The sequence below is a fragment of the Sediminitomix flava genome (genome assembly GCF_003149185.1).
Classification (GTDB): Bacteria; Bacteroidota; Bacteroidia; order Cytophagales; family Flammeovirgaceae; genus Sediminitomix; species Sediminitomix flava.
In genome coordinates, this window is sequence record NZ_QGDO01000007.1 from 119,960 (window position 1) to 133,751 (window position 13,792).

The 13,792-nt window shown below is 34.8% G+C and carries 12 protein-coding genes; 10 read left to right on the plus strand and 2 right to left on the minus strand.

The genetic code is table 11. The annotated features are described in order from the left end of the window. Nucleotides 1-78: 78 nt before the first annotated feature. Both BC781_RS21040 and BC781_RS21045 read right to left on the minus strand, forming a co-directional pair. On the minus strand, nt 79-864 hold the full coding sequence (locus BC781_RS21040) for a C40 family peptidase (protein ID WP_109621627.1): 786 nt from the start codon (nt 862-864) through the stop codon (nt 79-81). Nucleotides 865-867: 3 nt separating this feature from the next. Next, nucleotides 868-1,539 carry a hypothetical protein gene (locus tag BC781_RS21045; RefSeq protein WP_109621629.1) on the minus strand — a complete coding sequence of 224 codons (672 nt, stop codon included), beginning with the start codon at nt 1,537-1,539 and terminating at the stop codon, nt 868-870. 406 nt (nt 1,540-1,945) lie between these two features. On the opposite strand from BC781_RS21045, the gene BC781_RS21050 reads away from it, so the two are divergent. From BC781_RS21050 to BC781_RS21095, 10 genes are all read left to right on the plus strand, one after another. After that, nucleotides 1,946-2,722, plus strand: coding sequence for a phenylalanine 4-monooxygenase (locus tag BC781_RS21050; protein WP_262510276.1), 777 nt, complete (start codon nt 1,946-1,948; stop codon nt 2,720-2,722). Nucleotides 2,723-3,088: 366 nt separating this feature from the next. Further along, on the plus strand, nt 3,089-4,276 hold the full coding sequence (locus BC781_RS25835) for a sugar transferase (protein ID WP_109621633.1): 1,188 nt from the start codon (nt 3,089-3,091) through the stop codon (nt 4,274-4,276). Nucleotides 4,277-4,334: 58 nt separating this feature from the next. Continuing rightward, nucleotides 4,335-5,072, plus strand: a complete 738-nt coding sequence (locus BC781_RS21060; protein ID WP_109621635.1) for a TolC family protein — start codon at nt 4,335-4,337, stop codon at nt 5,070-5,072. 30 nt (nt 5,073-5,102) lie between these two features. Continuing rightward, on the plus strand, nt 5,103-6,671 hold the full coding sequence (locus BC781_RS21065) for a GumC family protein (protein WP_109621637.1): 1,569 nt from the start codon (nt 5,103-5,105) through the stop codon (nt 6,669-6,671). An 11-nt stretch (nt 6,672-6,682) separates the two neighbouring features. Further along, nucleotides 6,683-7,885 (plus strand): glycosyltransferase, encoded by a 1,203-nt coding sequence (locus BC781_RS21070; RefSeq protein ID WP_109621639.1) that lies wholly within the window; start codon nt 6,683-6,685, stop codon nt 7,883-7,885. A 31-nt stretch (nt 7,886-7,916) separates the two neighbouring features. Next, complete coding sequence (locus tag BC781_RS21075; protein WP_109621641.1) at nt 7,917-9,407, plus strand: O-antigen ligase family protein; 1,491 nt, start codon at nt 7,917-7,919, stop codon at nt 9,405-9,407. After that, on the plus strand, nt 9,379-10,506 hold the full coding sequence (locus BC781_RS21080; RefSeq protein WP_109621643.1) for a glycosyltransferase family 4 protein: 1,128 nt from the start codon (nt 9,379-9,381) through the stop codon (nt 10,504-10,506). Before BC781_RS21075 ends, BC781_RS21080 begins: the two co-directional genes overlap by 29 nt. Nucleotides 10,507-10,536: 30 nt before the next feature. After that, entirely contained in the window at nt 10,537-11,610 is a 1,074-nt protein-coding gene (locus BC781_RS21085; RefSeq protein WP_109621645.1) for a glycosyltransferase family 4 protein, read from the plus strand. A 27-nt stretch (nt 11,611-11,637) separates the two neighbouring features. Continuing rightward, nucleotides 11,638-12,429: a class I SAM-dependent methyltransferase gene (locus BC781_RS21090; RefSeq protein WP_109621647.1), complete on the plus strand. Its 792-nt coding sequence runs from the start codon at nt 11,638-11,640 to the stop codon at nt 12,427-12,429. Further along, nucleotides 12,429-13,787, plus strand: coding sequence for a lipopolysaccharide biosynthesis protein (locus BC781_RS21095; protein ID WP_109621649.1), 1,359 nt, complete (start codon nt 12,429-12,431; stop codon nt 13,785-13,787). The genes BC781_RS21090 and BC781_RS21095 overlap by 1 nt, the downstream gene beginning before the upstream one ends. Nucleotides 13,788-13,792: the final 5 nt, after the last annotated feature.

Genomic DNA, 13,792 nt, shown 5'->3' on the forward strand with positions numbered 1-13,792 from the left:
AAAAGTAAGAAAAAATAAAGTCAATAGAATCTCTTCAAGATAATTCTATTGACTTCACGCTCTAAATATCCGTTAAAACTAGTCTTGGATATACCTTTTTATTTTGAAAAGGGGATGGGTGTACTTTCCTGTTATTCGATTAAGGATTCCTTTTTCATCAAGGTCATCAATTCTGACAAAATGAGAAGCATGAATAATTTCATGGTTGTTAAGCATGATACCCACGTGATCTACTCTACCTTTTGGATTGGTGAAAAAAGCCAAATCACCACACTTTGCTTTACTTAATTCAATTTCTTCTCCGAGTAATACTTGCTGTGAGGCATTTCGAGGCAGAGGTAATGAAATACCACAAACTCTGAAGACTGTTTGACTGAAGCCAGAGCAATCGATTCCGAATTGACTTTTCCCTCCCCATAAGTAAGATGTATTTAGGTATTTACGAGAAAAAACATCGATCAATTCTCTTTTATTACCTTCTTTTAAAGGAGAAATATTTTCTTTAAGATGAAAGCTTTGAGCCCCTAGAGATACTTTATTTTCGCTATCTAAAAAAGGTAAGCTTGAACCTATACTTAGTTTTAATTCACCTGTTGAACCTATAATTGTATTTTCTTCACTCAACAATTGATGTGTAGCTTCTAGATATTTTTCAGCATAAACTGAATCTACAGGGTTGTGCTGACCACTAGGGATGTAGCCTTCGTAATTATCGTAGTGACATTTGATTGATATCCATTCTGTATTTTCTTCTAGAACTTCATAAAGCTCTCCAAATAATAGTTGTGATTCTTGCTCAGAAGCATGTCTTGGTTCAGCTCTGAGTGGGACAATGGGTAGTGTTATAATTCCGTACGAAGACATTCTTTATTCTTTCTTAAATAATTGACTAAATCCTATACCGGCTGAAACTGTAAAAACTTTAAATGATTTTTCTTCTGAAGTTTGACGATCAACACTCAACTGATAGTTATAATGGATCATAACTTCCAGGGAAATTTTCTTGAACCAAAAATTTGAAATTCCTCCACCAATAGCATATTTGTATACATTCAAGTTGTTATAGATAAACTCTCCTTGATCTGTAATTCTTTCAAAGCCCCAACCTGTTCCTCCTTTGATTTCTCCGAATAAACCAGAGTTGAGATAATATCTTGTGAAAGGTGTAAGTTTGAAGGCAAAGCTATTATACTTATTGTCATAATTGATATTAGACGCTGAAATATCATTATCTAAGTTTATTCCAATAAGCCATTTCTTTTTAGGAAAATAAGCCACGGTTGGTAAAAGTGAAATATTGGCTAGAACGGTACTGTTTAGGATGTCTAATTCTGATTTTCTGTTAGAATATGACAAACCCATACCATAAGCAAAGCCAAAATAAATATTCCCTTCATTTGTTTGATTCTTGAAATTATCACGTTCATCCAAATGCTTATGCTCATTGTGAATACGCAAAGGAATATTTTGTGCATTGATGTGCTGTATAGACAAGCTAAGTAGCCCTAAGAGTAATGATATGTTAAGCCATTTCTGCACTGCTAAAGTTTATTCGAGTAGAGTTGGTTTAAAAAAGAAGATCTATGAAAAAGATCCATGTTTCAAATGCTCAAAATAGTAATTTGAGAAGATCAATAGTGAAAATAACGATTCAATATTTGTTTTCACATTAAATATCAAATTTAACGATTTATAGGATAATCATCATACGAATATGACGGATTGATGGTATTTCAACGTATAAATCTGCATTTTTTTTGTATTTTAAGGATACTTATTGTAGAATTGAACCTAGGTTTCACTTGAATCCGAATTCACTTCGGCAATGGGAATCTAAATAAGATTAATTTGACACTGAATCATGGAAACCTTTCTCTTTTTGAGGGATTGGTTTTCTTTTTTTTATAAATCTCATTACTTTATTACCATAAACACGTTCCAATAAATAGGAACACTTGATAAACAACCAAGAACTACTATGAGACAAGATTATGCAAAGTATACTTCTGAAGATTTAGAAGTATGGTCAAAATTGTATCATCGACAGATGAAGCAATTGCCGGGTATTGCTGAAAATGCATTTTTAGAAGGAGTTCAGAAAATTGGATTTAGGGAGGACAAGATTCCTAATTTTGAAGAGATGAACAAACGACTTCAGGAAATCACAGGTTGGGAGGTAGCTGTGGTTGCAGGGCTAATTCCAAACAAAGAATTCTTTGAGTTACTCCAAAACAAGAAGTTTCCGGCTTCTACTTGGTTTCGAAAACTTGAAGAATTAGATTATTTGGAGGAACCAGACATGTTTCATGATGTTTTCGGACATGTTCCAATTCTTACCAATCATGATTTTTGTGGGTTTTTACAAGGGTTGAGTACTATCGCTCTCCGTCACATCGAGAATGAATGGATTATAGAGTTAATCTCAAGACTCTATTGGTATACCGTAGAATTTGGACTAATTGAAACCTCTGAAGGTTTACAGGTCTACGGTGCAGGAATACTCTCGTCAAGTGGAGAGTCTATTTACTCCATAGAAAGTGACATCCCGCAAAGAGTACCTTTTGATATTCATGATATTATTTCTACTCCTTACATCAAGGATAGATTTCAAGAAAAGTACTGGATAATAACATCATACAAGCAACTATTTGATTGTGTTGAAGAATTATCCGAAATCATGGATCAAATAGCAGAAGGTTCTCTGGTTATTGAATCAAAATAATACTATCGAATGCTCTGTTTTTACAGAGCATTTTTTGTTTAAAATGTCATTTAATTAGTTTCTGAGTGTTTGAAACACTCCATTTTTTAAAGTTTACCCTACCTATTTTTAGAGTATAAAGGTTTTATTCTGGTGCTATATACTGAATTAGTATAATTGTTTTAAGTCTCGAGGTGCTTATGGAACTAATTTTTGATGTAGTATCCACTTCTTAATAAAAAAGAAAAGCAAGTAATTTTTGAGCTAGTTTGTAATTATGAAATCCTCTTAGGGAGAACTGAATATTCATTTCCTGAGAGGGCTAACCTATTTGGCTAATCTTGACCTTAACCTAATTAGAGCATGCTCTAAACTATTACTTTTGCTATGAAAGAATACAAACTACTACTGATTGACGATGACCATTTCATGAGGGAATTCTTGGCATCATTCCTTACTGAAAAATTTGAAATATCAGTACTAGATGATGCAAACAAAGCATTGAAGGAATTAGAGGATATCAATCCAGATCTAATTATTATCGATTTGAATATGCCTAAAATGGATGGCTATACTTTCATCCAACTGATAAAGGCTAATTCTGAACTAGCTCACTTTCCTGTAATGGTACTGTCGAGTAGTGAACAGAGTTCCGATCGTATAAAGTGTTTGAAGGCTGGAGCAGAAGATTTCCTTTTAAAACCGTTCAACCCTGAAGAACTTGAGATTAAGATCTCTAAAATTATTGAAAAGAATAATGATCAAAACTCAGGAAATCAGCAGAAGCCTAAGACGGTAAAAAAGAAGAAATCTTCATGGATTAAGAGAGCTTTTGATATCGGGATTTCTTTTGGGCTACTTCTAGTACTTTCTCCAATACTTATTTTAGTCGCAATCTTAATTCGGATAGAATCCCCAGGTAGTGTGTTTTATACTTCCAAACGCATTGGTTCAGACTACAAGATTTTTGACTTCTACAAGTTTCGTAGTATGTCCAATAATGCTGATGCAAAGCTAAGTCAACTCTCACACCTGAATCAGTATGCAAATGAGGGTGTAGATGAAGATTTGGCTGAAGAACCTGTTATGGAAGACATTTGTGAGGATTGTAAACTTTCGAACGGAGGAGTGTGTAAAAATGAAGTGGTAAAAGATGGGCAAGTTTTCTGTGAGAAAGTACACTTGCACCTCAAGAAAATGGATGAAGGTTCTGCTTTTGTGAAAATCAGCAATGACCCAAGGGTGACAAAGATTGGGAAATTCATCAGAAATACGAGTATCGATGAGTTACCTCAACTATTTAATGTTCTGAAAGGGGATATGTCTTTGGTTGGAAATCGTCCTTTGCCTTTGTATGAAGCAGAAAAATTGACTCAAGATGAATATGTAAAGCGTTTTAGAGCTCCTGCTGGAATTACAGGTCTTTGGCAAGTAACTAAACGCGGAAAGAAAGATATGTCTGAAGAGGAAAGAAAGGAATTGGATATAGAATATGCAAAGAATCAGTCATTATGGCTAGACATGAAAATTCTTCTGATGACCTTCCCTGCCTTGCTACAGAAGGATGATGTTTAAAACGATTGTCGGTTATTAATTTCTTTTGATTAAATGTCTAATAAGATTGTAACTGCCAATGAAGCAAATTCTACTCTCACTACTTTTATTTTATTCTCTAACCTCAAGTGCACAAGAATATTCATTAGATAAAATAGCAGATCGTACGCTGTTAGATTCTCTAGTAGTACGTGCTATGGGACAGTCTAATGAGATCAAGAATCTTTTGATTTTAAGAGAACAGAAACAAGAAAAGTTGAAAATTCAGCGTAAAAGTTGGATGGAGAGCTTTAGTGTTGGCTTACAATTCTTCAATTTTGATAATACAAATGCAGATTTAGGACCTCAATTAGGTATTCTATCTAATGTTTCTGGAGGACTATCATTAAGCATTTACAGTATTTTTACTCGTAAAAATCGAGTGGCGATTGCTGAAAAAGATATCCTTGTGACAGAGAATGCCATTAGAGATTCTGAAATCAGTGTTCGTAAAGATATTGAAGATAAATATTTGGCATATCTACAAGTCCTAGAAGTTTTAAAATACCGACAAGAAGCACTTGATCGTCTTGAAGAACAGGAAATTTTATTAAAACTAAAGTTTACCAAAGGTGAAGCGACCTATCAAGATGTAATTAGTGTGACCTCAGCAATCAATCAGACCCAAGAAGCTTTAATAGCAGCTAAAATTGAAAAATCAAGAATCTATCGTGACATCAAGTACATGACTGAAGAAATGCCTTCTATCAGACTTGAGCAAGACCAGTTATTTGAAGAAGAAGGAGATTATGAAGAAAGTGATGAAGATGAATGGTAGTAAGATCGATAGATTAAAAAATCATTTGATATGATTTATAAGATACTCATTAGAGCTGTTATCAAGTCATGGAAACTTTGGATGGCAGTGCCAATTGTAGCCGTAGGGCTTGTAATTTTCCTCACTAGAGATCTTGAAAAGAGATATATCACAAATGCTCGTATCTATGTAAATCTTCAGACGGATGGAAGTACAAGTGTTTCTGGTGCATCTGTGAAGCAATTTGAAATAGGTATCTACTTTGACAATATGATCGAATTGCTAAAATCTAGGAATTCTATTGAAAAAGTAAGACTTCGAATTTTAAAAGAGGCACTTGAGGGTAAGCATGACTTTATCGACTTTGAAGGTTATGAGAATCTGAAAGATAATGACAGTATCAATCATCGGATAGAAGAACTTAGTGTAAAAGATCAACAGCTAGATCTTAGAAATAACATAGATAATCAGATTCATAATTTACTTGAGGATAATAGGTGCTCGTTCGAAGAATTGACTGAAAATCTTAAAGTTTCAAAGATCGGGAAAAGTAATTTTCTAACGCTTACCATAGAGTCTGAAAACCCCTATAAATGTGTTTATTTACTTGAGCTTTACATTGATACACTCATCAATCAAAATAAAACATTAGGAAGGGAGCGAATCAGTAATAATCGAAGAATGATAGAACGATTGTTGAATGATTCTAAAGCCAAACTTGATGAAAAGATTAAGAATCTTGAAAGCTTTAAGATTGAAAATAATATCATCAATCTAGGAGAACATACGAAAGCTATTGTTACTCAGATAGTAAATATGGAGGTGAAGTTAGTTCACCTAAAAGAGTCTCAAGCGGCAAATAATGAGGCTCTTACTCATATTTTAGAGACATTACAAAAAGATAACCCAGGACCATTAGAGTTTTCAAATAACCTCAGGGTATTAAGCTTAAAGGATAGTTTGGTGGCTCTGAATGCTGATTTGGTGATCAATGAATTTACTGATAAAGAAGCCGAGCTTAAGAATAAAAAAATAATGATTCTTAAAGATCGACTCCAAACAGAAGTGGTAGGTATGTTAGGGAATACACCGTATGATCCTTCTACTATTAGACAGGAATTGGTCAATAAATACATTACTCACCAAATTCAATTAGAAATAGAAAAAGAGACTGTTCCGATTGTAGAACGTGAGATGCAAAATCTAGTGGACTATGCCGCAACTTTTGCTCCTTTAGAGTCTCAAGTCAGTACTTTTGATCGAGAAATATTGATTGCACAAGAAGGGTATTTAATGCTGCTCAATAAGTTTAATCTTGCAAAGTCAATAGAAGAAAGTACAGGAGAAAATGAAATAAGATTGATTGATTCTCCTTTGCTTCCTATTAAACCAGAAAGTACTAAGCGTGCATTTATGGTGATTGGAGCAGGTATGGGCTGCTTTGTTCTTACCATTACTTTTGTGATTCTATTTACTTTATTCAAAATGAATAAAGACTTAATTGTAACACTATTCAAGGATGAGGCTGAAGCCACAGAAAATGCGGAAGAAGAAGGTGAAGTTGAAAATGAAAACATAACAGGGGAGGGCGATAGTAGTTCAGATTCATCAGAAACCTAATTTATAACATTATGCTGGAAGGAATTTATTATGTCATTAGCATTATTATTCTCTTTTATAGCTTCTACACCTTCTTGACACTCTTTCTTGGAAGTTTGTATAAGTCAGAGCGTGTACCAAAAAACTTCAAGTATGACTATTCAAATTGGATTGTATTTATACCAGCATATAAGCCAAGTCATCAGCTGATACAAGTAATCGAGAAAGTAAAAAAGTATTCAGAGGATATTACCGTATATGTGCTTCTTCAGGAATCTTCTGAAGAAATTAGGAATGAGGTTTTAGAGCTTGATTGTATTGTAGAAGAAAAAACCTTTAAAGGAGTGGTGGGTAATCCATACCACGAGGTGCTCCGATATATGTGTAATCAGCTTGAATTTTGGAATAGAAGTAAGAAACTAGATCAAAAAGATTTTATTGTTTTATTAGATAAAGATAATTTAGTAACAGAAGATTTCTTCAAAGAATTAGCCTTTAAATTAGAACAAGGGTATGATTTAGTACAAGGAAGAAGAGTCGCTATTTCTGATGCTTCAAGTGGTGAAGTATATGATTCCTTTTCCGAAAACCTGAATGATCTAATGTTCAGAGCGTCTAAATCTTTACTTAAAGGTACTCCCGAGTTAAGCGGTAGTGGTTTTGTATGCAAAAGGGAATTATTCCAAATAGCGTGTCAGAATCTAGACCGTAAAGCTCCTGGAATGGATAAAAATCTGCTTATCCAGATGATGATGCAAAAACCATATCCTAAGATTGTGTATCAACCATCTGCTATTTTAAAGGAAGAGAAGACAGCTGAAGTTGAAGATTTAAAACAGCAAAGAATTCGTTGGTTCGGAAATCAGTATTTCAACGCAATCAAGTATGTAGAAAAGCTGATACGAAGAAAGCGATGGGAGACATTTGATTATGCTGTAACATTGTGGAGACCACCAAGAAGTGTATTGTTCGCTTTGGTTCCATTCTTCGCAGGGATTGAGATTTTGGGATTGGTGTTGTTTCCAACATCATTCTATCTTTTGAATATCGCGAGTCTCATATTCTTGACATTAGGAGTGATTGTTTTTGCAACGCAGTATCCAAGTTTCTTGCTAAAGTTTAAGACGCTCATGATGAAATTCCACAAGATTGTTTTAAATAATCTTTGGAGTGTAAAAGAAGGAATCGATAAGAAGAATCAAGGGAAATTTATCAATACCAAACATAAGGTATAGCCATTTATTCAAGTTTATCGAATCAGTTTAAATGAAATCGAATGCTAATCCTCAGAAAAGTTTAATAGACATAGTTCTTTCTCCTTATTGGGTGAGAAGATGGGGATTAGCGTTATTATTTTTCATCTGTTTAGGGATTGTATATCTGTCTTCCAAAGGAGTTTGGTTGATTGGCTTCCTAATTGCAGGTGCTTGCATGGGAGCACCAGTGTTGTTGGCAACAATGGTGAATACCAAAGTAGGAGTGTACATGATGGTGAGTATTGCCTTCATCATGAGTATGTTCCTACGGCTTATTCAAGGTGTTCCTATAGGTCTTCTGATGGATTTTACAATTCTTCTGATGACTGTCGGTGAATTACTGAAAGATATAGAAAAACGGGAGTACACGTTTTTCAAAACACCTCTTTCTTGGGTAGTTTACATTTGGATGGGGTGGCATTTCCTTGAATTAGCAAACCCAGAAGCAGCCTCTCGTGTGGCATGGTTCTATGTAGCAAGACCAGCTGTAGGTTATATCATGATCTACTTTGTGACCTACAGATTTCTTAATTCAAGAACTGAAATAAAGAAATTACTAAGTCTGATCATATTCTTGAGTTTTTTCTCAGGAGCTTGGGGTGTTGCACAGTTTGTCTTTGGATATTTTCCATTTGAAATGAATTATATCATTCAGAATGATGCCGTTCATTTAGTGTTTATTCAAGGACGTTGGCGTTCATTTGGAACGATGGGTTCACCTGCTCACTTTGGGGTTATCATGGCTTATATGGTTGTTTTCTGTATTCTATTAATCGGATTCAAGAAGACATTTTGGGGTAGATTTTACTACATCGTAGTCATTGTAACTTGTTTTATGGGACTTGTTTATTCGGGGGCTAGATCTGGTATTGCAGTGATTCCATTGGCTGGAGCAACAGTAGTAGGTCTATCCAAAAACATGAAGTTGTATGTGACGTCCTTGTTTGCTGGTATAGGATTATTTTTCGTAATCATCATGCCTACAGATAATTACCATATCAAACGGATACAGTCTACCTTTAAAAGTGACGAGGATGAATCTTTTCAAGTAAGGGAAAAAAATAAAGAAATGATTATCCCTTGGATTATGGCTCATCCAATGGGCGGAGGACTGGGGTCTACTGGAGTTTGGGGGCAACGTTTTAGTCCAGGAACATTTCTAGCCAATTTCCCTCCCGATTCGGGCTATGTACGAGTAGCCGTTGAGATGGGGTGGATTGGATATTTATTATACTTACTGCTTTGGGGGGCAGTACTTATAAAAACCCTCTTGATGTATTTGAAAGTAAAAGATGAAGAACTGCGGTGGATTGCTATCGGAATATTTGGGGCATTATGCCCTCTGGTGGTAGTAGAAACTGCTCAAGATATAGTCGGAAAACTCCCGTCCAATATGCTGTTTTGGATTTGGGTCGCCATGCTCTTAAGAGCATTAGAAATTGGAACAATACCTAATCGAGAAAGTATTTACGATGAACCAGCTGAAGACTCTGACAAATGAAATAGATCGTAAAGGTCTAGAAGATGTAACTATGGTAAGTTGCCAGCATTTCCATAGTGGTATCGGTAATTATGGATTTGAATTAGCAAACAACTTAAGAAAACTAGATTTAGATGTAACCGTCTATAAACCTCAGAAAGCCTCTTATAATGATTCTCATTTTCATGATTATGATTGGATAAAAGGGTATTCATATCGTTCATTGGGTAGTTTACATCCTTATCTTTTACCGCTTTTCATCAGAAAGAAGTTACTTTTCAAAAAGGCTTCAATCTTTCATGCTCATTGGTTCTTATCTGGTTTGGCTCTTTCTAACTTTAAGAAACCACTTATCGTAACTATGCATGATGTTTCCTTACTTCATATTGTTGAGAGTACTTCAAGGTATCAAGATTATTACAGATGGGCATTGAGAAGAATGATTAAAAATCGAATTCCGATCATTGTAGTATCTGAACAGGCAAAGCAAGATGCGATTAAATTTGCTAACTATCCTGAAGATTTGGTACATGTGGTATATAATGGGATAAATCATCAGAGATTCTTTCCGTTAGATGAGATTCCTAAAAATGATAAATTCAGAATAGTATACTCTGGAGGTTTAGGGAAAAGGAAAAATGTTGGATTATTACTCCATGCTTTTAAAAAGCTCGAAGATCGTTTTAAAGATATTGAACTACTGATTGCAGGTGCTTTTCCAGAAAGAACAGAATATCCGAGATTAGCTTTAGAACTAGGGCTTAATAATGTCAAATTCACAGGATATCTACCCGATGAAGAAATGAATAACTTCTATAATTCGGCAGATTTAATGATTTATCCTTCTTTATATGAGGGATTCGGATTTGCACCTTTGGAAGCAATGGTGACAAATACGGCTGTGCTTTCAGCAAAAGGAGGGGCTTTAAATGAGGTTTCGGGTAAGGGTTGTGAAACCTTCGAATACAATGAAAATGATTTAGTAGAAAAGGCATCTTTTATCATAGAAAATGCTGAAGAACGTAAAAAACTAGCAGAGAAAGGTAGAAAATGGGCTTTATCTTACACTTGGGAAAAGTCGGCTATGGATACTTTTCAACTCTATCAGTGTTACTCGTGATATAAGGCTAAAATCAAATTATTTGAGACGATGAACATAAAATATATATCATGTTTAACTAGTAATTGTGGTATCGGAAGGTATACCGAAGAGCTAGCCAAAAGTCAATTTGAATCTGAGCATGAGGTGACACTTTTCCGTAAGAACGAGGGAAACCCAGATTATGTGAAAACATATCCTTTTCGTTCTTTCAAAGGGCTAAAACATTATGTTGCTCCATACTTTCTATCAAATGCTATCAATAATCAGGAAGCTGATATTTGGCATGCAGACTATGTAGATTCAGCTACTGCTCTGAAGTGGAGTAAGCATAAAAATAAAAATCAGAAAGTTGTAGTTACTTGTCATGATGCTATTCCTCTTAGGTATCCGAATGGATGGGTAAATGATCAGTGGTACAGATATATGCTGAACAATACAGTAGAGATTGCAGATCAGATCATTGTCGTGTCAGAAAATTCTAAACAAGATTTGATAAATCTTTATAATGTACCAGAAGAACAAATAAAGGTAGTTTATAATGGAATCAATCATTCATTCTTTTATCCAGATCAAGAAAAAGTAAAGAATGATATCTTCACAATACGTTATGTTGGAGGACTTTTGGTGAGTCATAAGAATGCAATTGCATTGATAGAGACGGCTAAAGTTCTTCAAGATAGAGGTATAGAAGTAAAGATAGAAATAGGCAGTGGTGCAGCTGAATTGACACCATTACCTGCTTTGGTAGAAAAATATAAGCTGAAAAATATAAGCTTTGAAGGTTTTGTTCCTAATAATCAGCTCAGATCATTTTTAGCAGGAGCAGATGTATTCCTTTATCCATCTCTTTATGAAGGCTTTGGTTTCCCTCCAATAGAAGCAATGGCTTGTGGAACGGCAGTAGTCTCTTCAGGAGGAGGTTCACTTAGGGAAGTTTTAAGAGATGGTGCTTATGTCACTGAAGCAGAACCAGAAATGTTTGCAGAGGCAATCATTCATCTTATAGAAGACAGCAATTTGAAAAAGTCTTTAGAGCAAAAAGGAATAAAAGTAGCCCAAGAATATACATGGGAAAAAGCTTGTGCTCAGACAACCAAAATTTATAACGATCTACTTAACTAAATTCTCTCAACCAACTATTTGCAGATAATGAAACTAAGAAACCCTAAAAACCGATTTGACCTTCAGATTAACTCAAAAGATCGTGTACTTGAAATAGGCGGAGGACATAATCCTCACCCAAGAGCCAATGTAATTGTCGATAAATATGATGACGATAATACCCATAGAAGTGGAAATCTGTACTTAGGCAAAGGACAAGAGTTTATTAAGGCTGATGGTGAAAGTCTTCCTTTTGAAGATAAAGAGTTTGATTATGTGATTTGTTGTCATGTGTTGGAGCATGTGCCAAATCCGATCAAATTTCTAAATGAAATGATTCGGGTTTCAAAGAGAGGATATATTGAAATTCCTTCTCTAATGGGCGAGTTTTTAGTACCCAAATATTCTCATGAGTGGGTTTGTCTTGAGGTAGAAAATAAGCTTTGTGTTGTGAGAAAATCAGACATAGGGATGGATAAGCAAGTTCATAATTTTGGGGATTTATTCCTTTACTATCTGAATAGCTTTTCATTCCCTTATAAAGTATTGACAGAGTTGTATCCAAATTTATTGACCGTCAGAATTGAATGGAATCAGAATTTGGAATTTGAAATTAATCCAGAAGATGAGGCTTATATGTCATATTTTAATAAGCCTTGGACGTATGAAATGATGCAAAAGCAATTCCCGAATGATGGATTAGCGAAAGAGTTTGGTAAATTCTTGAAAGCATCTGTAAATATTGGAGCAACCTACATTTTGAATAGATTTAAAGGGAAGAAAAGAGATAGTGTTGAAAAAATTGGTCTTCAAGATACAAATCCAGTAGTTTCTGAATAATGACGATTTCACTCAGAAAAATATTTATTTCTCTTGTCAATAATTTCATAGAGATTATTGTTGGACTCGGCATTATCATTCTGATCAGTCGGTTTTACGATCAGGAAATTGTAGGGCATTGGGTGGTTTTCAGTGCGGCTGTATTTTTCCTTGCAAAAGTAAGAGAAGGCTTTATACAGACTGCTCTGACTAAGTTCGGAACCAACTCTGATGATTTACAAAGAAATGCGGTACTCAAACTCAACCTATTCAGTAATCTGTGTATTGAGTTAGGAATCTCAGTAGTAATCTATGGCATAGTATCTTTAGGATTTCTAAAAGAAGTCGCCTATTTGTTTTGGTTTTACCCAATCTATGCAATTCCATGGTCAATATACAGATGGCAAATGTTTGCCCACCTGACAAAGTTGGATGTTAAAAAGGTATTCAACTCTAATATTAGCGTATGTCTTATTGTCTGTGTGGGTATTTTAGGAATTGTGAGCTATCAATTACCGATTCAATACTTGGCTGTAGTTTTAGGATTGGCAGGTATTAGTGGTGCTTTTGTAGGTTTGTATCAACTTAATGGAATAGAAATATTTAAAGCGAAATACACTAAAACGGACGTCAAAAACCTATTGTACTATGGTAAACATGGAATTTTGAGAGAGTTTACGGGAACACTATCAAACCGAATTAATATATTCTTGAGTGCCGGTCTATTGAGTTTCAGCGAAACGGCTTTGCTAGGAGTGGCACAGCGATATGCTCAACTTATTCTGATACCAAATGGTGCTATTCAATCCTTATCTTTTCCGAAAGCTTGTGAAATTGTAAACCAAGCTTCTGCTATAGAAGAGCGTAATGTTAAACTACGGAAGTTGTACGCAGAAACAGTATCTCTACTCTTAGGACTATTTCTTGGTCTATTGTTGGTCGTGTTTCTGTTCTCAGAGCAAATTGTCGTTTTCATTAATGGAGAAGATTATCTAGATGCGGTTCCTCTCATGCTGATCATCATGTTTACTTTGGCTATTTTCTCCCCATTCGGAAGTTCATTTGGGGGAATGATAAATGCTTTGGGTAAACCAGAAATAAATACAAAAGTAATTTTAGTCAATAGCGTTGTGAACATTGCTTTGTCCGTTTTTATGGTTCATACTTTCGGATTGAAAGGAGCTGTATTAGGACCTCTATGTTCTGAAATTTTCGGCTTTCTTTGGATTAGTATTATTCTGAAGAAAGAGATAGGTATCAACTTCATTGACTGTTTCTTGCAAATACCTAAAAGGTATAAAGAAATAATTATTAAAGTATTTTCAATTTTACAAAGGACTAACAGTAAACAATCAGAATATAAAACACCTAATCCTTAACCTTA